This is a genomic window from Gottfriedia luciferensis, assembly GCF_001712755.1.
GTDB classification, from domain to species: domain Bacteria; phylum Bacillota; class Bacilli; order Bacillales; family Bacillaceae_G; genus Gottfriedia; species Gottfriedia luciferensis_B.
Genome location: NZ_MDKC01000036.1, coordinates 202,447 through 228,155, shown reverse-complemented (window position 1 = coordinate 228,155; position 25,709 = coordinate 202,447). Strand labels below are relative to the sequence as shown.

Here is a 25,709-nt window from a genome sequence, read left to right as displayed (position 1 = left end):
TTTACACTTTAAAAGACGAGTATTCTTTATCGGTTTGCGATTGCTTCGTAATTTAGTTTAGCATGTTGCTTAGGTGTTTTGATAACAAATGGGTTCTCGACTGTATTCTCTAAAAATTGTTTATCTTTATTAGCGAATTTTTTTATTCCGTTTAGAACTTGCTCTTCTTCCGTTACAACTTCTCCAAAAAGTAAGTCTTGTGTAATTGGTCCTTGGTTGTAGTGCTCATAATAAAATCGCTTATAGTCAAACTGATAGAAAATAACTGGTTTTTCCATATATGAAAAATCAAATGAAACTGTTGAATAATCAGTGATTAATAAATCTGATCTTTTTAATAGAGATTGGACAGTCTCTTCACCTTGACGGATCGTTTTTATTCTTTTATGGAAATCAGGAACATCCTTCATATAAATTTGAGTCTGGTAGTGCGGATAGAAAATGATATTTAAGTCATTTTTTTCTAAGATTTGATGTAACTCAGGATTACTAAGTAAAGAAAAATAACGGTTAAAGTATTCAGAGTTCATTAATTGCTGAGTACTTTTATTCCAGTTTCTCCATGTTGGCATGATTAAAATGGTTTTGCCATTTCCTGTATTTTCAAGCGCATCCCATCTAGCCAATCCAGTCACGGCCACTTCATTTTCAGCATAACCGAATTCGTTAACAATATGATCTTTTTCAAAATCAGATGAAACGATAAACAATGAATAGCCCATTCGATTTTTATTCAGTACATGATTTACACGACTAACTCCAATAACGCCATGTTGAATAAGGATTTTTTGATTTTGCTGCCACTCAGGATGACATTTTAAAACTTGTAAGTACTCGTGCGTGTACATGTTGGCACGCTCTGAATAGGCATTAATTGTTTTATCACAAGTTAATAAGTAAAGAGTATGCTTTAAACTTCCATATTGTACAATGTTTCCGAATTCCTTAATATATTCGTAATCCTTGGCCTTTTTATCAATCAAGTAATAACAGTTATCTCTTATTTTATTTTTTTGAATGTACTTGAATAAATGGTATGAATTATCTTGTGCCGTATCTTTTCGTTCTCCAATTAACCAAATATGCTTATTTCGATAATATCTTTGGGTTAAACGGTAAAGGTAAAAAATAAGGAATGACTTCCATTCTCTTCTTAGTACAAGTAACCCAAATTCATAAACGATATCACGGAATGATTTTTGGATCTTTGTTTTTAATTTTCCAAGTAGGCCTGTTTTTTTGATTCGAATGTGTAAATTTTTCTTTGGAAAATAGGGTACGATACTATGTGTTTTAGTTGTTGCTGGTTTTGAATTTGCCTTTGTTGAAAAATAGAAAATATGAAGTGGTTTTTTTAATGAAATATCTCCAACTTTTACTGAAATAAACACTTCATAATCGCCATCAGGTAATATTTTACTTAGCTCAAATGTAGTTGTTTTATAGCCACCGTCGCTATAATTGATACTATTTTTTGAGAAAAGATAAGATAAATCAGAACGCTCAAGCGTTTCGAGTGTAACTGAAATTAGTTGCCCATTTGATTTGTTTTTAAACTGCAATTCCTTAACAGAATCTAAATTATCAATTTCCTCGATAAATGCGAAGCCACCAACTTGTAAGCGGTCACCTCGTAACGAAAGGATTTCGATTTTTTGATGCAAATTAAATTCCTTAATTTCTAGGTATTCTTTATATTTCGGAAAATACTTTGCAAAATAATGATAATATTTTCCCTCTATCATCACTGCTCCTTTTTGTAAGGAACGATCTGATAATAGATTCATCAATAAATGAAATTCTTCTGGATTTTGATTAAGAAAAATAGTATAAAATACTTTACTAATTTTAGAAGTATTATTTTCCATTAGATTTTCAGATAAGTTTTTAGCAAAATCCGATGAAATCCTTAGAAGATCATTGTACTGTTCAGAAGGGAAATAATATGCCTTTGTCAGTAAAGACGTTAAATAATAATCCCATAATTTTTTCTCAACATGCGAGTAATGAGATGTGATATCTTTCAGATTATAATAGTTTATTAATTCAGTTTGAGTAACGAGAAGATTATCAAAAAATTCTAAAGTACTAGTTTGTTTAATAACATCACTGTTTGTTAAATCTCTCACTTTTATGACGATATCTGTTGTTACGTAAACTTTATTTGAACAAATAAAACATTGTTGAGTAAATAATAAATCTTGTTGTTCTGTTAAAAGCTCATTGAATTGCAATTGATTGTCGATTATTAAACTTCTTTTAATCATCATATTTTTAATAGAAGGATTTAACAGAAGTTCTGGATGTTTATGAAACTCACGTAATGTTGGTAAATCTTTTTTTATGATTGATTTTAATTCATGGTGCTCCCATTTTCTTGTACCATTGAATAATTGTATATTTCCTAAAGCAATATCAGTATGATCCTTTATTGCGCTGTTATATAAATTTTCATAGGCTGATGGATTTACAATATCATCTGCATCGATAAACGCCACAAATTCTCCAGTAGCTTCATGTAAACCTATGTTTCGTGCTTTGTTTTTTGACATTAGCTCTAATGATATAAAGCGAATATTTTTATGTGAATTCGAGTATTCTTCTATTATTTTTTTACTATTATCAGATGAACCGTTGTCTATAATAATCGTTTCAATATCAGTTAATGATTGACCTTGTAAACTGTTTAGGCAATCTTTTAAGACATCTTCATGATTATGTGCAACAACGACTACACTAACTTTGGCTTTTTCCATTATAGTCTTACCTCACTAGTCTCTACTTTCAATTAAATAGTTTATCATAAATTATAACCCAATGCGTCTTCTTGAACATAATTTACGAATGGTAAGTAGGTATCGTACTTGTATTATCTCCAATTATTTATGGAGATATCAGACTGCCCGCCAAGCGCCCGCAATCAGTCTGATCATCAAGTTTTTAGTTATTGGTCTTTATACTGCTATCTCTAATTATTTATAGAGATTTTAAGGGAGAAGAGAGTATATAAATTAATGATAGAAAAAGATTAAAATTATTTTTATTCAACACCTTGACTTTGATAATGATAATCGTTATCATTTAAGTATAGCAAATATCAACACAGCTGTTGCGATATTTGATAAGTTTTGAAACCTGATTGGACTTGAAAGTTTCCCCATTCCCTTAAAATTTAATGTGTCAAAGAAAGCTTGACTAGTCCCCAAGCTTTTTTTGCGTTTTTCGGACCTTTGACATGCGCTTGCAATCAGTCTGAAAATCAAATTTTAAAATTTTTGTTTCAGACCTTAACTAGAGATCATTCTCTAGTTTTTTTGCATTTGTCACAAATTTTATTAAGCGGTACTTGTTATGCTATAATACACTTCAGAGTAATTAAGGAGGAACGGGTGAATGTGGAAGGAAGAGGTTGCTTTAGAAACACCATATCAATGGGAAGAAGTTTTAAAGAGATTAGAGCATGAGCCAACATTTACAGTGCATTCTGCTGAAAAGCGATTAAGCATTCCACTGTATATTGATGGGGATCAAGTAGTTGTAAAGGTTAAGAAAATAAATGATGTTCCAGTGCAGTTTGAAGTCATTAGTGAACATGAAAATAAAGAGAAAATTCTCGAAGAAGTTGCTACTATTTTGCAATGGCAAACAGAATTTGAAGAACTACATCATCATTTAAGACAAACTACAATTTCTCCTCTTATTGACCTTTTTGGACATACACCAATTACCGTTTCAAATGATCCTTTTGCCTGTTTAATTACATGTATTATTCATCAACAAATACAGCGTACATTTGCAATCCAAGTAACAAAACGATTTGTTCGAATGTATGGTGAAAGAATTGGTAATTCATGGTTTTTTCCATCTCCTGAAATAATTGCTAATTTAACTATAGATGAGTTAAGAGATTTGCAGCTTAGTACGAGAAAAGCTGAATATATGATTGGAATTGCTAAAGCTTGGAGTGAAGGAGTTTTAAGTCATCAAGATTATCGGACATTATCTTCGGAGGACATTTCAAAGGAGTTAATCAAGCTTAAGGGAGTCGGTCCTTGGACAGTTGAAAACTTCTTATTATTTGGTCTAGGTCGAAAAGATATTTTCCCAGTTGGTGATGTTGGCATTCAAATCGCACTTCAAAAGCTTTTAAATTTAGATGAAAAGCCTTCGAAAGAAATAATGGATTATGTAAAAGAGCAAGTTTCTCCGTTTGGAAGCTACGCTGCCCTTTATCTTTGGAAGAGCATAGAATAATGGAGTTGTATATATGAGCAATCAGTTAGAAAATAAATTAGAAGTAGGCCAATCCTTTCCTATAACAATTAAACGTATTGGGATTAATGGTGAAGGTGTTGGTTACTTCAAAAGACAAGTAGTATTTATTAAAGGTGCATTACCTGGAGAGGAAGTAGTTGCAGAGGTAACAAATGTTCGCAACGGCTTTGCTGAAGGGAAAATTCAACGTATTCGAAAAGCATCACCTGATCGTGTAGAGCCGACTTGTAAAATCTACGAAAAATGTGGTGGCTGTCAAATTCAGCATGCTTCTTATGAAGGACAACTTCGATATAAACGCGACATTGTCATCCAAGCAATGGAAAAGTATGCAAAAGATTTACTAGAAAAAACACCAATTAAAGAAACGATCGGTATGGAAAATCCATGGAACTATCGTAACAAAAGTCAGCTACAAGCTGGGCTTGAAAAAAATAAAATCATCGCTGGATTATATACACAAAACTCTCATAATGTTGTTGATATTGGCCATTGCCCAATTCAACATGAGGATTTAAATAAAATCACAGGTAAAGTGAAGAAAATTTTAACTCGTTTAAATATCCCTGTTTATAATGAACGAAAAAATAAAGGGGTAATCCGAACAATCGTTGCGCGTGTTGGTTTACGTACAGGTCAAATCCAATTAGTACTAGTAACTGGAACGAAAGATTTTCCTCAGAAAAATGAACTAATCAGTGAAATTAAAAAGCGAATTCCTGAAGTAACAAGCTTAATGCAAAACATTAATAATCAAATGACTTCAGTAATCTTTGGGCGTGAAACTGTCTATTTATCAGGTGAAGAAGTAATTGAAGAAAAGCTTGGAGATTTATCATTCGAACTTTCAGCAAGAGCGTTTTTCCAATTAAATCCTGAACAAACAGTTAAGCTATATGATGAAGTCAAAAAAGCAGCGGCACTTACTGGAACAGAAAAAGTCGTAGATGCTTATTGTGGAGTAGGGACAATCGGACTATGGCTAGCGAAAGACGCAAAAGAAGTTCGAGGCATGGACGTAACGAAAGAAGCAATCATCGATGCGAAAACAAATGCCCTAAGCCATGGATTTACAAATACTCATTACGAAGCAGGTAAAGCTGAACAAGTATTACCGAAATGGTTAAACGAAGGCTGGAAACCAGATGTTATCATAACTGATCCACCGAGAACTGGCTGTGATGAGGAGTTCTTAAATACTGTATTAAAGATTAAACCGAAGAAATTAGTATATGTTTCTTGTAATCCTTCTACTTTAGCTAGGGATTTAAAGGTATTGAGTAAGAATTATGATGTGAAGTATTTACAGCCTGTTGATATGTTTCCGCATACTGCGCACGTTGAGTGCGTGGCACAACTCACTTTAAAGTTATAACCAACAAAAAAATTTTTGATAGATTAAATAATTCTTTGCTAAAATCAGAATAAACATCTGATAAAAGGAAAGAGTTGGGAAAAGGAAAAAGGGGCGTACGTAGTCACCTCAATCCTTTTCCCTATTTTTTAACAATCCTTTACTCTGAAAATTATGATGTTTTGCTAAAAAGGTGAGAGGGTGGATAAATAGCAAGAGTTTATTATTTCTGAACAAAAAAAAGGCAGCAGGCCCTAAATAAAGTATGTTGAAAAGGTAATGCTGTTCATTTTGGGTAGCAGAGTGAGAGTAATGCTGTTTTGTTTAGTTATGAAGAGAAGAATACTAATCGAAAGATATGTTTTAGCCACCTAAGGAAAGGTGGTTTATTTGTTGTTTAGGACATTATAAAAAGTTGACCAAACACTATTTCAAAGTTACTTAAATTAAAGAAACAGCAAGGTTAGGTTCCCAATTTGTAGGTAACTAACTTACAGAAATACTTGAATAATTTTCTTGTGTAGGTGGGGACAATAAGAAGGATGTCTAGGGTGTATTTTCTTGTTGAAATTTTTTAAATAAATAATTTTACCTTTAAAGAGCCACCTGGAGTTGTAATCAACTAACATATTCAAAATAGCAAAATAAGAAGACATCCTTTATAAAACATATGTCTTGAGGTGGTATGATGAAAAAAAATCGTAATATAAAGCGTTTAAAAAAGGATATTCAAGAACTTGAGTCCTCCGACATACTGCTCCAAAATGGTCAAGATTGTGAACTCGAACAGAATATATACGTGAATGAAGAGCTTTTGAAACAAGTTTTTGAGAATTGTTCCGATATTGTTTTTCGTCCAATCCTCGTAAATGGGCAAACCAAAATGCTTCTAATTTATATAGATGGATTAGTGGATACAAAAACATTGGATCAGGTTGTTTTAAAACCAATGATGTACGAAGGAATGCCTAATGGACTAAAGAGTGTGGACTCAATAGGGGATATCATGCATGATCGGCTTATCGCTGTTTCTCAAATAAAGACGGTTTCAAAGGTTCGTGAGGTTATAGATGAAATAATGAAAGCTAATATCGTCGTTCTAACATACGGGGAGAATCAAGCTCTAGTTGCTGATTTAAAAGGGTTTGAAAAACGTAGTATTGAAGAACCATCTGCCGAAATCTCTGTTCGTGGGCCTCGTGATGGTTTTACAGAAACGTTAAGAGTCAATACGAGTCTTATTCGTCGAAGAATTCGGAGCCCAAGACTAAAAATGGAACCCTATACGATTGGGGATTTATCTCAGACAGATGTGGTTATTGCTTACATTGAAGGAATTGCTCCAGATTCGGTATTGGAGGAAGTACGACAAAGGGTCGAGCGAATTAAAATTGATGGGGTATTAGAGTCAGCCTTCATTGAAGAGTTTATCGAGGACCAACCTTTTTCTCCCTTTCCTCAAATTCAGAATACCGAGCGGCCGGATGTAGTGTGTGCAAGCCTATTAGAAGGGAAAATCGCTATTTTAGTAGATAACACACCATTCGTTCTGATCGTTCCTATGACATTCTGGACAGGTCTACAAGCAGCGGAGGATTATTATGAACGATCCATTTACACAACCTTTGTTCGATGGATACGTTTTATTTTAATCAATGTTTCTTTATTTCTTCCTTCCCTCTACGTTGCGATTACAACCTTTCATCCGAAATTGATCCCAACAAATCTACTTATTAGTATTGCATCGGCGCGAGAAAGCATACCTTTCCCGGCTGTCATAGAAGCACTGATGATGGAATTTTTGTTTGAGGGTTTGAGGGAAGCAGGCGTTCGATTGCCAAAGCCGATTGGATCAGCAGTTAGTATCGTGGGAGCACTTGTCATCGGACAAGCTGCCGTGCAAGCAGGCATTATTTCGGCACCATTGGTCATTGTTGTGGCTACAACTGGTATTGCGTCGTTTGCTTTTCCACGCTACAACTTGGGAACAGCCTATCGTATGTTACGCTTTCCGATGCTGCTATTGGCAGGGATGCTTGGGCTGTATGGCATTGCTATAAGCACCATTGCGATTGTGATCCATCTTACAAACATTCGTTCTTTTGGTATTCCTTATCTAAGTCCGGTTGCTCCTCAGATTACTCGCGATTTGAAGGACGTTTTACTCCGAACACCTCGGTGGAATATGACTCGTCGTCCATTAATGATTTCGGGTGAGGATAAAACGCGTATTCCAGATGGACAACAACCAGGTCCAAAACGGGGGAAAGAGACAGAATGAGCAAGCACAAGTTACTTTGTATGATGTTGATCGTTTCTTTATTTTTCTTGACGGGCTGTTGGGATCGTACCGAGTTAAACGACCTGGCAATAGAGTTAGGTTTGGGGCTTGATCAAGCGAAAAATAACAAGCTTGAAGTCAGCGCTCAATTTATCATACCTTCAATGATGGGGATGGGCCAGAGTGGAAGAAGTGATTCAGGAAAACCGTTTTTTATAGAATCGGGTACTGGAAGAGACACACTTGAAGCTGTACAAAAGATGCAAACAAAATTGTCAAGAGAAGTCTTTCGAGGGCATCATCGTGTGATTTTGATTGGAGAACCATTAGCTAGACAAGGTCTTGCTAATGTATTAGATAACTATAGCCGCGATCCTGATATTAGATTACGAGCAGATGCGCTCGTAGTAAAAGGAAGTTCTGCAAAAGAGTTTCTGGAAGCATCTTCCCCTTTAGAAAATATCCCGGCAATTGGGGCACAAAAAGAACATGCGCAATCGGGTGGATTAGGAGACAGTTCTTTAGTAAATTTTCTTATTGCCGGTGCTAGTGATGGAATCAACCCTATCCTACCCGTTATTAAATTGATCTCTAGTTCTAATGACCAAGATCAACCGGGTGTCAAAGAATTTCAATATGTAGGTGGAGCGGTTTTTAATAAAGACCTTAAATTGATAGGATATTTAAATAATCAGGAAGAATCAATCACACTTTGGGTGGCTAATCGTTTAAGTAAACAGACTATTACAGAAACTGTCCCACAGGGGAATGGAAATGCCAGTTTATATATGACAAAAATTGCTAGTAAAATAAAGCCCAGTATTCACGGGAACACCATCAAGTGTGACATTGTTCTTTCTGGTGAAGGAACCATTCAGGAGAACAATACGAATTTAGATATTACGCAGCCTAAAAACCTTACCTTTTTAGAACATGTATTGGAAAAAAAGGTCGAAAAACAAGCTCTCCAGACAATCGGAAAGGTTCAAAAACAATTCGGAACCGATATCTTTGGCTTGGGAGAAGCTATTCATCAAAGTAATCCATCCAAATGGAAAGTACTAAAGAAGGAGTGGGACAAACAGTTTTCAAAAGTACAGGTCTCTGTCCATGCAAAACTGACTATTCGGCGAGTAGGTCTGACCGGGCCATCTTTGCAGGTAAAGCAAAATGAAATAAAAAAATAAGGAGGCAAATGGATTGTGAGAAATTCAATGAAAATCTCTGGCACGCAAATTTTTTGGATGATGTTCACATTAGAAGTGGGACAAACAATTCTTCTGATCATCCCATCTACGATTCGTACTGTCAAACAAGATGCGTGGATCTCGATGGTGATTGCAGGGCTTGCTGGGATTGCCATTACTTTTCTAGCAACCAAACTCAGTTCGCTTTATCCGAATCAAACCATGATTGAATTTAGTCAAACACTTCTCGGCAAATGGCTAGGAAAGCTGATGGTGATTCCCTATTTACTTACATGGTACTGGATTAATGGGATAACAGTCCGTGAATTTGGTGATTTTATTATTACATCGTTGTTTCATAATACACCTCTGTGGGTCATTGTCTTTCCTGCCATGTTACTGCTTATTTTTATCATATACCAAGGTGGTGTGGAAGGCATTGGACGCTTAAGTGAAATCTTTGGACCGATGGTGCTTTTAATGATATTGTCTGTAATCATTTTGAATCTTAGCAATATGAATTGGCATTATATGCTACCTATTTATCAAGATTCTGGATGGCTTCCAATCCTTAAAGGATCCTATACCCCTGTAGCCGCTTTTTTTGGAGAGTCTGTCATGATGACAATGTTCGTCTTCTTTATGGACAAACCGGACAAAGCGTCATCAAGAGCGATGTGGGGAGTAGGACTGGCAGTTTTCATTGTAACAATTGGAACATTAGCAGTGATTTTAACATTCGGTCCGAATTTGCCTTCAAGGTTTCTTTATCCAGTTTACGATTTGAGTCGGTACATATCTGTAATGGGATTCATTCAAAATGTGGATATTCTGATTGTTATTATTTGGTTCTTCAGTATTTTTGTTAAACTGGCGTTATATATGTTTCTCGCTTGTTATGGAACAGCACAAATGTTTCACCTAAAGGATTGGCGAAAAGTAGCTTGGTTTGTTGCTCCTATTTCGTTAATCATGGCTGTGTCGATTAAAAATATCCAGATATTTACCCATTATTATTACATGTTTTTCGTGATCCCAATTGCATTTCCCGTCTATGAGCTAGGGATTCCCTTGCTGTTGTTGGTGGTTGACATGATTCGAAGAAAAATTGCTTAGCCCAATGGGTAGCTTGATTAAATGTAATGTTAAAAGGCTTATATACCCATGAAAAAAATAAAACCTCCTTGATCTACTTAAACCCGATCGGCAAACCAAGTTTAATAAGTCAAAGAGGTATGATGCATACTTAATGATGTTTTCCAGCGATTCGGATCTCGCTTCGCCTCACTTACTAGACGGTATTGTGTTTTTTCTTCTGGGACTCGTTTATTTAAAATAGTTTGTCCTTTTACTTCTATAAGAAGAGTATTTCCTTGGTATAATTTAAGTGTTTGAAATTTTTTACAGATTCCGCAGATGTGACCCGACCTGTAGAGCCATTTCCTGAATCTGCCGAAGCAGGAATATCAAATTGTAAATTGTTCCCTTGGCGGTATGTCCAATAGCCTTGACCCAAACGCGGACGAACTATTGGAGAATCCAGTCTTCCTGAAGTTTTTGTCCTTTTTCATAAGTAACTAAAGGCTGAATTTGCCATGGACGGAATGGATATGCTTGTAGTACTCTGGCTGTGTGAGACCAGCTTGTATCCTTCACTGCTGAAACCCACTCTGTTCGATTAGAAGGCAACTGCAGTAAGTCTTTATACATTATATTCCAAGTGTCCTTTTGATACGGACGTAAATCATAACGGACATCTTCAGCAACTGTACCACTATCTGATTTGTAACTCATGTCGATCTTAACGAGTTCATTGTTAGACGGTTTATATTTTAAATTCTCTGGAATCTGGCCTTGGTGAACATCCACCAAATCATATACATATGGTGAATATGGTACACCTTCAACAAGCAGGTGCAGGTTACCGGAACGTGCTGCTGCAATCACTTCATCGCCTTTACTCTTACTGATTCCAGTAACGGTAAGTGGGATGTTCGTGCCACTTGGATTTCCTGGTGAATTTGACATTAACGGTTGGAATTCCGTATCTTCATAGTTTACGATAATCATCAGTTTTGCACCAGCGGCAATTGCCGTAGTGGCCTGTGCTTGTGTCTCAGGGATATACTCTGAAGGCTTACCTTTCGTGCTACGATCGACGACAACTACTTTGCCATTTGCGTCCAGACCCTCATAGTCGGCTGGTGTTCCTTTTCCCGCATAAACCGTTTCTAAGTTATATTTACCTTCAAGAGGTGTAGTTCCATACTCCAGCATATCATCCAACACTTTTTCTTTAAATTGGATCTCAAGTTGAGGTTTTATTAAATGCCAGCGAGTCAGAAATTCGAATTCTCCTGTCTTAACTTCCTCTGTTGGGACAGCATATATTTTATTAACGTTAAAACCAACCATATATGAAGCGGTCATTTCATTGTCACCAATGATACGGTGGTATTGAACGCGACGAAATTTTGATTCTGTCTTCTTCGGTACTTCAGCTGAAATTTCTTTTGCATTTCGTGCATCAAGTTCCACGGTTTGAGGACCGTCTACCTTGAATTCAGGATTACCGACTAATACTTGACTAACATCATCGGTACCACCGCCTACTGCTAGGAAGGCCATGGCTGAATACGTACCAGGTGATACACGAATTGTTTCTGTTCCGTATACATCTATAAATGTAGGTTCCATGTTTTCGCCAACGATTCCGACTCTCGCATATTTTTGCTCTCCATTAAAGTCCTTAGCGTTAAACGTTAGCGGATACTTCTCATCTTCTTTCTCTATTCCCATTGAAGTATGAGTCACTTGCTTGCCTTCAGAATCAGTTGCTGTTAGGTGCCCCTCATAACGACCCCAGTTACCAAGCTTCGGATCTACTGTAACTGTTATTGTCTTTGTACCATTAGCTGGAACCGTGATCTTGCTCTCAGAAATGGTTAACATACCATTTGGTACAGCATCACCTTTTGTACTCTTAAATTCCGCTTGAAGATCTAGAGTGACAGCGGAGTCACTGTCGTTTGTATACGTGACTGTTTTTTGTATAGGCTGCGCATGATCGTATGGCCACTGAAGGAAGCCGAACGACAGAGAACCCGTTGCACGAACAGTGCTGTTTAGAGCTGCAGGTATATCCAATCGACCCGTACCGATATGATAAGGCGAGTAATCTAATCTTTTAGAGGTATTCATCAACGCTTCTTTTAGCTGAGTGCCATTCCACTCAGGATGCTTCTGAAGAAGGATCGCAGCAGCACCCGCCACATGTGGGGTTGCCATGGATGTACCACTCATACTTATGTAAGATCCGCTTCCTTTTGTTAGTCCAGATCGAGCAGCAACAATCCCAGTACCTGGTGCAGATAGGTCAGGTTTCAATCCACCATCTCCAAGACGAGGTCCTCTTGATGAGTAAGGAGCAATTTTGTCTGCCTTATCCACAGCACCGATCGTTAAAGCAGCATCTGCAGCTCCTGGTGAACCGATGGATCCTTCGCTACCATCGTTACCGGCTGCAATAACAAATAGTGCACCTGTTTCTTCACTTAGGTTATTTACGGCTTGGGACATCGGGTCTGTTCCGTCACTTTTCCCGCCTCCCAAACTCATGCTTACAATCTTGGCGTTGTGTGCAGCCCATTCCATACCGTCAAGAATCCATGATTCGAAACCGCGTCCTCCTTTGTCTAACACTTTACCTACAAGCAAACGTGCTTCAGGAGCAACTCCTTTGTTCTTGCCATCAGAAGCAGCACCTGTCCCTAATACCGTTGAAGCAACGTGTGTACCATGCCCGTGAAAATCATCAACCGTTTCTCCAGGTACAAAGCTTTTTGCCTCTTCTATTTGATTTACAAGATCGGGATGATTAAGATCGATGCCTGAATCAAGCACTGCTACCTTAACCCCCTTACCTGTATAACCGGATTCCCATGCCGTTGGGGCACCAATTTGAGGTACGCTTTGTTCTAATGTGGCTTCCACACGACCATCAAGCCAGATCTTTTCAATACCCTCATCAAATAATACTGATTTAGAATTTGGGTTTTGGGTAGCCTCAGGTGTGATATCTTTCCAGAACGTCTCCGCTTCTTTTTTAGATGTTGCAAGAGCGGCACCATTAATACTTTCTAACACTCGAACCTTTTTTGCTCCTTTTGGGGCCTTCTTTGTTTGGACGGAGCTTGCTGTGGACTCTGTGTATTCCTTCTTTGTTTGGACGGAGCTCGCTGTGGACTTTGTGTATTCTACGATAATTGGCAGGGAAGAGAGACTTTTATCATCATAGCCTTCCGCTATTAATTTCGTTACATTAAACAAATCCTCGTCCAGTTTGTCAGCAGCCAGATAAGGTATAGCTGAATCTGGTATGACATACGAATCTTCACCAATTGTATACATTTGTACGCCTGCGTTCGGATCGGCAGGTTCCACGTCTATAGCTCTTTTACCGTCTTCAATCATTTTAACCTTAACGACGTCACCCGTAATTAAGGTAATGGTATGCTCGTCGGAACCGCTCAAAGCGTTAACAAGGGCAGCACTATTAAGTGTTTTGTCTAATGACGATTTATCATAGGCTTTTACGTTATAAGACGAAGAAGCAAAAACAACCGTAGATAAAGAGGCAGCTAAAAACGTATTCAATTTCATTTTTTTCATCATACATCCTCCTAGTAGATATGAATATGTTACAAATGTTGAGAAATATCTTAAAGTAGAATTGAATAGTGTACATTAAGAGATTCCTAACAGGTTAAAAGAAACACCTTCTGGACCAATTACCGATTCTGTATCAGAGATATGTAGTTTCTAGCTGTATATGAAATAAATTGGTAACATCGAATTTAATAGATTTGTATATCTTTTTGCTCTTTTGCTATTACTTTAGTGGAAAGTACCGAATGAATATTGAGGCTGCTGAAAAATGCCATAGAAGTTGCTTTCTTCATTAATGAATAATTTTGATAAACTTTTCAGAATACTAGTAATCAACTATCCTTTCTTAAAATTTTGAATTTCCCATACTGATTTTGCCTCTTATTAGAGTAATAGTTTCAGTAAGTCTAAGATTTAGAGATTCATTGCAAGTGTTGATAAGCTGCTTTAGTTCAAGTTCTTGGCTACTGCATCTTATATTAAAAACTTTATGGTTTTACGAGTTTATTGTAAAATCATGAAATATTATGGTAACCATAACAATATTTTATTGATATTCGGCACTATACTAATATGCAAAATACAAAAAATCTGCTTCTGGCAAAAAGATAATAAATGCAAATGAATTGATGGTTAAACGAGTGAAAAAGGAAAAATATGAAGTTTATGGAGTTGGGTTATGGAGAGATTTTGAAATTAGTTAAAAGGCTTTCTTATGCAACTAACGCAAACGTTAGATGAATTACAATGACTGCTAAAGCGGTTTTTTTTATTACCCTAACGGGTAGTTCAATTTAATAAAAAGCAGTTACAAAGCTCCTGAAAATGCATGATAAATATGCCTTTTTTGATACTTCTTATAAACCCATTATTACATAATATCTTAATTGTCAATAGATTCATTTATAAATCCAAGTCAAAATCTATATTAATAGTTGATTGATAGATTTACAATGTAATCATATTAAAAATTATTAAAAATATAAAAAATTGTAAAAAAATAGGTCGCTCCCCCTTACAAAACCCCATTTGTCATCCTAGTCTAACAAATATATAATTCTTTTAAAATTCAATGTTACCCATTCATTTCATATACAGCTAGAAACTACAAAACTCTGATACAGAAATGGAAAAGAAACTCACGTTGTTGAACCTTTAAAGGGGACTTTTTGTAAAATTAAAAGACATTATGGTAACCGTAACATTATCTTATTTTACCAGTACGAAAAATTTTGATAGATGGAGAGTAGCTATTATGGAATTAAGACATCTGAAAAGTTTCAAATTCGTAGCAGAGCACTTAAATTTTACAAAGGCTGCGCAACAGTTAAACTTCACACAACCTGCTGTAACCGCACAAATTCAGACGCTGGAACAAGAATTGAAACGGGAGTTATTTATACGAATAGGAAAAAAGACTTTTTTAACGCCTGAAGGTGAAATCCTTAAAACATATGCGGATCAGCTTTTTTCCATAGTAGAGGAGATTCAATCATCATTCGCTGAACTTTCAAATTCGTCTGAAAGTGTAACGATTGCTGCTGGTGAAAGCTATTGCACAAATTATTTTCCCTATGTTATTTCTGAATATTTAAAGCTATACCCACATGTACAAATAAAATTGATTTCCTGTAAAAGGGATGAAGTTATAAAAGGGGTAGAATCCAAAAAATACGATATAGGGATTATTTCAGGTGAACTAAGTAAAAATGGATTTTCAAATATCGTGATTGCTGAGGAAGACATAGTTTTAGTGGCTTCTAAAGATTTATATGATAATTATCCGGAGGACCAATTACTGACGAAATTTCCTTTAATTAAATATCGAGATGACGGATATTATGAATCTATGATAGAGAAATATTTGAGACAATTGAAACTCTCACAGCAAAATGTTATAGAATTTGGAAGTTTAGACGGGATCAAAAAGGCCGTATTAAATAATATTGGAGTAGGGCTGGGAACCAATGGGTGCATAAAAAAAGAAATTAGTAATGGTGATTTAATCCCAATCTTAGTTACTAATAAAAAGGTGAAAATAAAAACCTCTATCATTTCGTTGAAGGAAAAAGAAAAATTAGTAATAATTCAATCTTTTATTAATTTAATTCAAAAAAATTGGAACAGCATTTCTACAATTGGGTAAAAAAGCCTAACGCTATTCTTTTAGTTGTGATATAACACTGATATTAGTGGGGAAGTAGTTGAGTTATGACAAGTGGAACGGAACGGATGCAATAACTTTAGAATAATTGCTATGAATCTTTAACTCTTGAACATACTGATACAATTATTCTAAAATGCTGCGTAAATGGTATGAAAAAACAAAATTTTTTTCAAATGGAAGTATTCAAGCTGACATTATTATTTAACGGTGAGATGCTATCTACGGTTTTCGTGATTAGGTGGAAATGATGGGGAACGAGGCCTATCCATTACTCACACAATTATTATGCGATGGGAACATCAATACTGTCCTGAACTGAATAAGAGAATCTTTCGTCAACTCAAACAAGGATAATGGATGTATTTACATCGTGCAGTCAATTCAAGAGGAAATACCATTGACTTTTTCCTTAGTGAGGGATGCCAAATCAGCCAAGCGCTTTTTGAAAAAAGCCTTGGCTTTTTCGTATGTTGCCAGACCACTTGTAATATAACCAGATTTTTTGGATTGAGCAGATTAGTATAGTGCTGAATATCAATAAAATAATGTTATGGTTACCATAATATTTAATGATTTTACAATAAACGCGTAAAAATTTAATGTTTTAATATAAGATGCAGTAGCCAAGAACACTAACTGAAGCAGCTTATATTATTTATTTGGTTCTTGTGCAAGAACTTCAAAGCACTTGCAATGAATCTCTAACTCTTGGACATATGGATAATATTACTCTAAAAATGAGGTATGGTCGGTATGGGAAATTCAGAATTTTAAGAAAGGAGCAGTTGGTACAGAAGGTATAGAAATAGTAACTGGCTTCCTGAATGCTTTTGTAGCAGCAAAGTCAGCTACTTCTATAGTAGTTAAGTTGCTTCAGCTGTCGGCGAAAAACAAACTCTGTTGGGTGATGGTGCAAGAATCAGGAAAGACAACAAATTCTGGAATTTAGAAAAAAATGAATACATTGATATTTCGTTTGGCGTAAAGCATGATGAGTCAGCAACAAATGATTATCAAGGTGTAACATACTCTGCTAATCTATCTGTAATAGCTAAACAAAAAGACGATGTGCTTTATACGAGTAATGTAATGATCATAAGCAGGTACAGCAAATGGTACGTAAAAACCTCTGTTGTGCAAACTATCGTTAGATTCTAGATAATTTCATGATTCCCAAGAACCGGTGACGCTTCATTATGACGTTGCTGGTTTTTTACGCTTTATATTTCTATTCTTTAGGAATAAGCGGAGAAAAGGGGTTGCAGATGATACTTTGGATTTGAGCGTCGACCAGCCAGTTGTGATGAGAGTTGACGAAATTAAGCGAAGTGGCACAATGGAGTGCGGCTAGTAATCATAAAATTACTTTAAAAATCAAGGACGTTCATCTACTTGCCAATTAAACTGTAACATATGCAAAAGATAATAACGGGGCAGCTAAATTCGGCAGTCATATCAAGATAGAATTCTTACTGGAGAGTTATTTGGATGGAGGGGTATAGGGGTGGCTACTTTATTACAACAGATAACAAAAGAGATAGAAGAAAAGAGATATGAATTATTTGATATTAATAAGCGGTATGGATTACTTCATTCCAAAACCATTCAATGTAGTCAAGAGCTAGACAAGTTATTAAATCAGTTATTCAAAGAAAGGCATGTTGGGATGTGGTTTTAAGCCAACTTATATACAAAATTTATCAATTGCAAAGGCTTCTTTTGATGTTTTTCTTACAAATTGAAGTAACTTTATTCTGTAGTATTTAGTGATTATACGTAAACTCATCATCATCTCATGTAGTGCCAATTGCAGACTATACATGTTGAATGTGTGGCTGAGCTTGTATTAAAATAAAAAGCCTTTGCCAAAATCAGAATAGACAACTGACAAAAGGCACGAACAGGGAAAAGGAAAAAGGGACAATCGCAGTCACCTCAAGCCTTTTCCTTTTTTTATTTATCAAGACTTTATTCGAAAAATAATAATTTGCTAAAAAAAGTAGAATGAAAAATGAGAAAAAGCGGGTTTTGTAGCAAGGTTTTATATTGAATAGGAAATATGGGAACGGAAGAGTGTGGCTTTGTTCACGTTTATTTGAATCAAATAAATTCTATTCCTGCAACTTTCACAGATCGAATGCAGTATTTTCTTGCTGAATATTTATATCCAAAACATAAACTACTGACCAGGGAAGAATACCATTATAGTCCTTTCCTTTTCCCCCTGAGCTCAGCAAAACAGAAACAGACAAACTCTTAAGCTCTACCAGTTACTCATTATCCAATAGTGAAACCTACGATTTGCTTAATTAATTCTGTCTAGAGAAATAAATAGATGGTATCTATGATGTTAATCAAGCATTGGACTACTTCAGTCTGAAGTTGTTAATTGGAAGAAAATGGTAAGTCGCAGTCGTTTCTCTTTGTGTTATTTTAATCATAGAGACTCAAATGTATTATTTTGAGTGGGGTTTTCTTTAATAAAATAAAACCAAAAAAATTAATATTGATGGGATTAAGTGAGGTGATCACCATGCTTGAGGGACAAATAATCAAATTCTATCGTGAACGTCAGAGCATGATGCAGAAGGATTTAGGAATTGGAATCTGTTCGAGTACACATATTAGCAAAATTGAACGGGGATTAACAGAAGTTTCTAAAGAAACGATAAACTTGCTGTCAAAGCGCCTTTGTATTGATATGGAAACAGAAATTAAAACTTACATTGGTCTAGATTCCCTTTTAAAAAAATGGCATGAATCGATTATTTTAAAATTGAATAAAAAGGCTGAGAGAATTAAGAAACAATTAGAGGCTATTGCTCTTCTACAAATGCCGGTTATTTATCGTTCCTATACGCTCGTACTCACAAGATATTATTTATTGATAGGGCAGGGGCATGAAGCTAAGTCTCAAATTGATGAAATGGACAAATGGTCTAATCTTTCACCATATGAAACAAACATGCTTCTTCACATTAAAGGGATCAATGCATTGATGAATAAGGAATATTATAAGGCAATTTCATATTTTCAAGGAATCGATATAACCTATTACAACAACCAAGAGTACTATTATCATTTGGCTTTTGCCTATCATTTTCTGAATTCACGAGTATTGGCTTATTATTTTGCCGAAAAGTCCCTGCGCTTTTTCACAGAAGTGCGCAGTCTTACGCGAATGATTGAAGCAGAATTGCTTATGCTGATACAAGTAGAGCAGGACGAGTTTTACGATCCAAAAAATACGGAATACCAAAGATTAATCGAGATGACCGAAAACATTGGATTAGACCATCAAAGAGCAATGCTGTCTCACAATCTTGCATACCAGAAAGTTCGCCAAGGAAATTATGATAAAGCTTGTGAATACTATAAACAATCTATGGACATAAAAGATCCTCATACAGCCCTTCATATAGCCTCTTTGGAAGGCTATATAAATGCATTAACGAAACAAGGATCGAAATCAACCGAAGAATTGCTCCAATTGGTCGAAAAGGGTATTGCTCTTTCTGAAGAAATAAGCGATCCAATCTATATACATTTCTTTTATTTACATAAATATAATATTCAAAACGAAAAAGAGCTTTACTACCATTACCTTGAAAAAGAAGCATTTCCTTATTACCAGAAAATGGAACATGTTCGCTTGATTGAACATTATGGGATAAAGTTGTTCGACTATCATATGGAAAAAGGCAATGTCGAAGAAGCAAATCAATACGCAGCGTATCTCGTGGAAAAATACCGTAGAAACGATAAATTTGCTTGATTTTTAAACTAATACCTTTTAAGGAAGTCATGTTACTACGTACATTTTAAAGAAAGGCTGTTTTCGAAAAGTTTGTAGCTTTAATCATGGGAGTTGATTGTAGCGTAGGCACTTTACTCCTTCGGGAAATGGGAAACCTAGTTAAATGATTCACGTAAGGGATCATTAAACCCCGCAGACGGTAGCACTGAGGAACTCTATCCCTCCCTGTGGAAAGTAATTGCCTGTAGTTGAAATCAGCGGACAAACTATATAGTCAAAAACAATTATTAATGCAAAAAGAGCCTAAAGAAAAGCGAAATCGTTCTCTTCATGAAACGGCACGGAAAGATTTAATAATAGGTGGTAACAACACTTATACATTCGTTTATGAGGAGAATATGTTTTTCACGCAGAAAAAAGCATCCTCTTCTTTTTTATACTTTCCATTGCTCCATATTTACACTTCTTATACCCTTAATCACAAAATACCTTAATTGTCAACAAACTGATTTAAAACCCCAAGTCAATCTATTAAATTATAGCCCTAAGTCAAAATCTATATTAATCGTACGCTGAATATAGATTTGCAATGTCATTATTTGTCGAAATATTAAAAAGATTAAAAAATTGTAAAAAATTGTAAAAATATAGGACGGTTCCCTCGTAAAAACCCCATTTGTCATCCCAATCTAGCAAATATATAATTCTTTTAAATTCAATGTTACCTATTCATTTAGTACACAGCTAGAAACTACATAACTCTAATACAGAATCGGTAATTGGTATAGGAGGTGCCCTTTTCATCTTGTTAGCAATCTTTTAATTTACCCTATTCAACTATGAATCATATTTTAAGATATTTCTTACCATTTGTATCTTAATTTATATCCACTAAGAGGATGTTTGGTAAAAAAAGAAATTGAAGACGTTACTAGCTGCAACATGATCCACGGCTATCCTTGCTTCACTAATTGATGAAAATGCAGTTAATGTTGTAAGACCCATCGCAAAACCTATTTTAAAGTTAATGGAAAGGAGACTAAAGGATTATTTATGTAAATTCAATCTAATTATGGAGGGATAAACATGATAAAAATCACCAAAAAATTGCTTACATTGTCGACAGCTTTAATAGTTACCGTAAGTTCATTTGCTGCACCAGCTGGAAATTATATTAAAGCTTATGCAAAGGACAATATTGAGACAAGCTATAACCCCGAAGCTAAAGAAGTAATAGAGAATAAAATAAGTCCAGAACTTATAAAAGAATTTGCGAATAACTCTCAAACTACCTTTCTTGTAAAATTTAAGGATCAGGTAGATACAGTAAAGGTCGCTAAGGAAGTTAAGGCTAAGAATAAAAATCTATCAAATGTGAAAAAAGAGTTAGTAGTACGTTCATCAATCGTTTCTGAATTAAAAATTAAAGCAGATTCATCACAGAGAAATTTGAGGAAGTATATTGAAAAAGAAAAGAATAACGGAAATGTAAAGGATTTTAATTCATTTTATATAGTAAATGGTATGGTAGTTACAGCAACAGAGGCAGTTATGAAAAACATAGCAGATATGCCCGAGGTTGAAAGTATTAGACCTAATGGAATTACAAAGTTAATTGGGCCTGCAAAAACTACTGAAGCTACTATTACAGCGGCTAATAATGTAGAATGGAACCTTGAAAAAATTGGAGTGCCTGATGTTTGGAGTTTGGGAATAGATGGAACAGGAATAGTTGTTGGTAGCATAGATACAGGAGTTCAGTGGGATCACCCTGCATTAAAGACAAAATATAGAGGATTTGACCCAGCTAATCCAGATAATCCAAATAATGAATACAATTGGTTTGATGCAACTGAAAATAACGGTTCAGCACCATACGATAATGTAGGTCATGGAACCCATACAGTAGGTACTATGGTTGGTTCAGAACCAAATGGTACAAATAAGATAGGTGTTGCACCAGGAGCAAAGTGGATTGCTGCTAAGGCATTTACAAAAGATGGTGGAACAGATGAAGATTTAATAGAAGCTGGTGAATGGATGCTTGCTCCTAAAGATAAAAATGGAGTACCACATCCAGAAATGGCTCCTGATGTAATTAATAACTCATGGGGAGGCGGTCCTGGAATAGATGATTGGTATAAAACTATTATAACAAATTGGAGAGCAGCAGATATATTCCCGGAATTTTCAGCAGGAAATACAACCCCTTACAATTCTGGTGGACCAGGATCAGTCGCTAATCCTGCAAACTATCAAGAATCCTTTGCAACAGGAGCGACTGACATAAACAACAATTTAGCTGGCTTTTCTTTAAGGGGACCATCACCATATGGTGGAATACTTAAGCCAGATATTTCAGCACCTGGAGTTAATATAAGATCATCAGTTCCAGGAAGTAAATATGAGGGTGGATGGAATGGAACCTCGATGGCAGGTCCACATACATCAGGACTTGTAGCATTATTACTTCAAGCCAATTCTTCTTTAACAGTTAGTGAAATTGAAAAAATAATAAAGGAAACAGCAACTCCTTGTACTAACTCTGAATATCCTACAAATCCTAACAATGGATATGGTTATGGTGTTATTAATGCATTTAAGGCTGTAACATCAGTTATGCAAGGAATTTCTGAGATTAAAGGCCAGGTATTACAAGATGCAGAGGATACAGTTCCACCAACATTTAACCATACACCTGTTACAGTGACATACGAAGGATTGGAACAAAAATTAAAAATAGATGTACAGGATAATGTAAGTGTTGAGTCAGTTGAGCTTCAATATAGAAATTCTGCAGATGAGTGGACAACAGTGGCAGCTGATAGGAAGAGTGGGGACTACAAGTCAGGAAGCTATGAAGCTGTAATTCCAGCTGATAGAGTAGTATCAAATCTATCTTACAGATGGAGAATTGTTGACTTTGGAAAGAACGAGGTTACAAGTGATATCTATACAATACTTGTTAAACCTGCAATTACAATAGGATACTTTAATGATTTTGAAGCAAATATAACAGGATGGGAAAACGTCTTGGAGGCTCCATTTAAGGATCAATGGAACTGGGGAAAACCAACAACAGGACCTAATGCAGCAGTCTCAGGAGAAAAAGTTTTAGCTACTAATCTTGAAGGAACTTATTCAGAAAATGAAAGAATGCTAATAAAATCACCTCCTATTGTCCTGCCAAATGGAAGTGCTTATTTACAGTTTAAAAATTGGTATGATGTAGAAGAAAATAATGACCGTGCGTTTGTTCTGGCTAAAGGTGATGACGATGATAATTGGTATATATTAGCATCATATGGAGGCACTAAGACAGAAGGATATTCAAATGAGGAAATAAATCTTAGCGAATACGCAGGAAAGAAAATAAATATCGCATTTGCCTTTATATCTAATGACTCCAATAATAAGCAGGGATGGTTTATAGATGATGTTAGATTAACAAACAAATCTTTAGCACCAGGTGGCACATCAGCTTTAAGAAGCAGACCTAAAGAACAGTTTAGTTTAACAAACCTGTTTGCAGCATCAGGTGATACATCCGCTTTAAGCAACAGCCCAAAAGAACAAATAATAAATTCTGCGGAGACAAATGCTGAGATAACGAAAATTCCATTATCAGCTACAGTATCTATTCTTGAAAATGGTCGTTCAACAAAAACAAATCCGCAAGACGGATCATATAGTTTTAAGGTTAAAGAAGGAGAGTATACACTAAGAGCTGAAAAGTATGGATACTATCCACAGGATAAGCAGGTTCAAGTAGCAGCTAACCAAGTTCTTGAAAATACAAACATTACAATGGCTCCAATACCTAAGGGAACAGTAACAGGTAAAATCATTAATGCCCAAACGGGAAAACCAGTTAAAAACGCAAAAATTTACTTAATTGAGGATGCAGCAGTAGCACCAGTTACGACTGATGCAGAGGGTAACTACTCAATAACTGGATATGAAGGTAAATATACAGTACAGGTTATTGCTGAGAATTATTTTGATGAGAGATTTACTGTAGATATTACGGGTAATGAACATGTGTCGCATGATATTCAGCTAAAACCATTTATAAATTTCCTAGGAGAGATAGGCTATGATGATGGAACACCAGAATATTCAGTGGCTCAATGGGAAGCAGGAGGTGGCTATGCAGTAAGAATGTCACTTCCGGAAGGACAGACCAAAGCAATAGTAACCTCTGGATTATTTATGATTGATCCAAGATCAGGTGGAAATACATTTAAGGTGGCAGTTTATGATGCAAGTGGACAGGATGGAGCCCCTGGAAAAATGGTAGCAGGACCATTTAGTGCAACTACTACTAGGGAGGCAGGAAAATGGACAGTTGTTGATTTAACCTCAGAGCAAATAGTGGTAACAGGTGATTTTTATATGGTTTTTATACAGGATAAGTTTGCTCCTCAAAGCCCACAAATTTCATTGGATAAAAATAACCCAATAGTAGCACAAAGATCATGGTGGTTTGTAAAGGGTGGTCCATTCACTTTAGCAAATAAAGATTTTGGAAATATGATGATTAGAGCAACAGTTAAACAGGAAGCACTAGCTCCAGGTATAACATCACCAGCGGACAGCTCATATTTGAATAATGAAAACGCAACAATAAAAGGTAAGGCAGCTCCAGGAATGGACGTTCATCTATTTAGCGGTGATAAAGATATAGCAAATGGAAAGACAAATGATGATGGAAGTTTCTCAATTGATGCTGTACTTCAAGAGGGAGTTAATATTCTAAAGGCGAAAACTATTACAGAAATCGGATCTACTCCTTATTCGAAGGAGATAAAGGTTATAGTAGACAAGACAGAACCAGTTTTAGAAATTACAAGCCCACAAAATAACGCAAATATAAATGATCAGGTTATAACTGTAACAGGAACAGCTAAAGATGATTATTTAGATTATGTTGAAGTTAACGGAACAAAGACAGACATAGATTCAAATGGGAATTGGACAGTAAAGCTTATGTCCAAGGAAGGGGAAAATGTAATAAATATTGTTGCTAGAGACAAGGCAGGAAATGAAACTGCAAAGAGCATAACAGTTAATGTAAAATACTCAATACATGAAATTAAAAATATAATGCCATCGAGTGATGTAATATTAAAGGCAGATCAAACATTAAAGGTCGAGTTCGACAGTGAGCCTGGATTAAAAAAGGCAGTATTTACAATTAACGCTCCGATTAACGGCATAACAAGTGCAGTATATGTGCCAACAGCAAGTTTAAACAACTTTGAGGTAGTTATGACCGAAGTAAAGGATGCAAAAGGAAATGGCACTGGACACTATAAGGGCAACTGGACAGCAACTAAGAAGCTTACATTAAACGGTGCACAAATAGTGGTAAAAGTTGAAGATATGTATGGAAATTCATTAAGTTCCACGGCAGCAGGAAAGCTATATGTAAATTGCAAACCAATTCCTAAGCCTGTTCCAGACAAAACAGCACCGAGTATTCCTTTGGTAAGTAAGGTGACATATACAGGAATATCTGGAAAAGCTGAGATAGGTTCCAAAGTATACGCTAAAGCAGGCAAATTAATCATAGGTTCCTCAGTTGTAAACAGCAAAGGAATTTATTCTATTACCTTCAAAAGTCAAAAAGTAGGAACAATCATTAATGTATACGCAGTAGACAAATCGGGGAATGTTGGAGTGGCAAAAAAGGTAGTAATAAAAGACATAACACCACCAGCAATTCCTTCTGTTAAAAGTTTATCTAATACAAAAGTAACAGGGAAAGCCGAACCAGGTGCTAAAGTTTATGTGAAAAAAGGAAAAGTAATCATTGGTTCTAGTACTGCTAACAGTAAAGGAATTTATACTGTTTCTTATAAAAAACAAAAAGTGGGAACAGTCCTTTACGTTTATGCAAAAGATAAAGCAGGGAATACAGGTAAAGCGAAAAAAGTTGTAGTGAAAAAATAAATTAGGTTCAATACGATCATTCAGAATGCAAATGAAAAAGTCTTAGATTACTCCATTCGTTTGAT

At 35.7% G+C, this 25,709-nt stretch carries 12 protein-coding genes and 1 pseudogene; 11 read left to right on the top strand and 2 right to left on the bottom strand.

Annotated elements, in window-relative coordinates:
• Positions 1-26 precede the first annotated feature (26 nt).
• Positions 27-2,756: a bifunctional glycosyltransferase/CDP-glycerol:glycerophosphate glycerophosphotransferase gene (locus BED47_RS21615; protein WP_069035389.1), complete on the bottom strand. Its 2,730-nt coding sequence runs from the start codon at positions 2,754-2,756 to the stop codon at positions 27-29.
• A gap of 637 nt (positions 2,757-3,393) precedes the next feature.
• Between BED47_RS21615 and BED47_RS21610 the strand changes: the two genes are divergently transcribed.
• The 5 genes from BED47_RS21610 (at position 3,394) to BED47_RS21590 (ending at position 10,213) form a co-directional block, all read left to right on the top strand.
• Complete coding sequence (locus BED47_RS21610; RefSeq protein WP_069035388.1) at positions 3,394-4,254, top strand: DNA-3-methyladenine glycosylase family protein; 861 nt, start codon at positions 3,394-3,396, stop codon at positions 4,252-4,254.
• A gap of 13 nt (positions 4,255-4,267) precedes the next feature.
• Positions 4,268-5,650 carry a 23S rRNA (uracil(1939)-C(5))-methyltransferase RlmD gene (gene rlmD, locus BED47_RS21605; protein ID WP_069035387.1) on the top strand — a complete coding sequence of 461 codons (1,383 nt, stop codon included), beginning with the start codon at positions 4,268-4,270 and terminating at the stop codon, positions 5,648-5,650.
• Between the two features lie 664 nt (positions 5,651-6,314).
• The gene (locus BED47_RS21600; RefSeq protein ID WP_098948246.1) at positions 6,315-7,910 is read left to right on the top strand and encodes a spore germination protein; all 1,596 of its coding nucleotides are present in this window, start codon (positions 6,315-6,317) and stop codon (positions 7,908-7,910) included.
• The gene (locus BED47_RS21595; RefSeq protein WP_069035385.1) at positions 7,907-9,097 is read left to right on the top strand and encodes a Ger(x)C family spore germination protein; all 1,191 of its coding nucleotides are present in this window, start codon (positions 7,907-7,909) and stop codon (positions 9,095-9,097) included. The genes BED47_RS21600 and BED47_RS21595 overlap by 4 nt, the downstream gene beginning before the upstream one ends.
• 27 nt (positions 9,098-9,124) lie before the next feature.
• The gene (locus tag BED47_RS21590) at positions 9,125-10,213 is read left to right on the top strand and encodes a GerAB/ArcD/ProY family transporter (protein ID WP_069035431.1); all 1,089 of its coding nucleotides are present in this window, start codon (positions 9,125-9,127) and stop codon (positions 10,211-10,213) included.
• Between the two features lie 411 nt (positions 10,214-10,624).
• On the opposite strand, the gene BED47_RS21585 is transcribed toward BED47_RS21590, so the two are convergent.
• Entirely contained in the window at positions 10,625-13,000 is a 2,376-nt protein-coding gene (locus BED47_RS21585; RefSeq protein ID WP_254664644.1) for a S8 family peptidase, read from the bottom strand.
• 475 nt (positions 13,001-13,475) lie between these two features.
• Here BED47_RS21585 and BED47_RS24260 point away from each other — a divergent pair, with 475 nt between their 5' ends.
• From BED47_RS24260 to BED47_RS21565, 6 genes and pseudogenes are all read left to right on the top strand, one after another.
• Positions 13,476-13,685, top strand: a complete 210-nt coding sequence (locus tag BED47_RS24260; protein WP_254664643.1) for a hypothetical protein — start codon at positions 13,476-13,478, stop codon at positions 13,683-13,685.
• 1,335 nt (positions 13,686-15,020) lie between these two features.
• Complete coding sequence (locus tag BED47_RS21580; protein ID WP_069035384.1) at positions 15,021-15,911, top strand: LysR family transcriptional regulator; 891 nt, start codon at positions 15,021-15,023, stop codon at positions 15,909-15,911.
• Positions 15,912-16,184: 273 nt separating this feature from the next.
• Positions 16,185-16,422, top strand: a pseudogene (locus BED47_RS24255) (DDE-type integrase/transposase/recombinase); the annotation flags it as partial.
• A 1,014-nt stretch (positions 16,423-17,436) separates the two neighbouring features.
• On the top strand, positions 17,437-17,610 hold the full coding sequence (locus BED47_RS23375) for an aspartyl-phosphate phosphatase Spo0E family protein (protein WP_254664642.1): 174 nt from the start codon (positions 17,437-17,439) through the stop codon (positions 17,608-17,610).
• 855 nt (positions 17,611-18,465) lie between these two features.
• Complete coding sequence (locus tag BED47_RS21570) at positions 18,466-19,707, top strand: helix-turn-helix domain-containing protein (protein WP_069035382.1); 1,242 nt, start codon at positions 18,466-18,468, stop codon at positions 19,705-19,707.
• Between the two features lie 1,068 nt (positions 19,708-20,775).
• Entirely contained in the window at positions 20,776-25,644 is a 4,869-nt protein-coding gene (locus BED47_RS21565; RefSeq protein ID WP_069035381.1) for a S8 family serine peptidase, read from the top strand.
• Positions 25,645-25,709 lie beyond the last annotated feature (65 nt).

Coding starts and splice junctions, on each gene's coding strand:
- BED47_RS21565 (WP_069035381.1), top strand. CDS start 20,776: ATGATAAAAATCACCAAAAAATTGCTTACATTGTCGACAGCTTTAATA.
- BED47_RS21570 (WP_069035382.1), top strand. CDS start 18,466: ATGCTTGAGGGACAAATAATCAAATTCTATCGTGAACGTCAGAGCATG.
- BED47_RS21595 (WP_069035385.1), top strand. CDS start 7,907: ATGAGCAAGCACAAGTTACTTTGTATGATGTTGATCGTTTCTTTATTT.
- BED47_RS21615 (WP_069035389.1), bottom strand. CDS start 2,756: ATGGAAAAAGCCAAAGTTAGTGTAGTCGTTGTTGCACATAATCATGAA.
- BED47_RS21580 (WP_069035384.1), top strand. CDS start 15,021: ATGGAATTAAGACATCTGAAAAGTTTCAAATTCGTAGCAGAGCACTTA.
- rlmD (WP_069035387.1), top strand. CDS start 4,268: ATGAGCAATCAGTTAGAAAATAAATTAGAAGTAGGCCAATCCTTTCCT.
- BED47_RS21590 (WP_069035431.1), top strand. CDS start 9,125: ATGAAAATCTCTGGCACGCAAATTTTTTGGATGATGTTCACATTAGAA.
- BED47_RS21600 (WP_098948246.1), top strand. CDS start 6,315: ATGATGAAAAAAAATCGTAATATAAAGCGTTTAAAAAAGGATATTCAA.
- BED47_RS24260 (WP_254664643.1), top strand. CDS start 13,476: ATGACATACGAATCTTCACCAATTGTATACATTTGTACGCCTGCGTTC.
- BED47_RS21610 (WP_069035388.1), top strand. CDS start 3,394: ATGTGGAAGGAAGAGGTTGCTTTAGAAACACCATATCAATGGGAAGAA.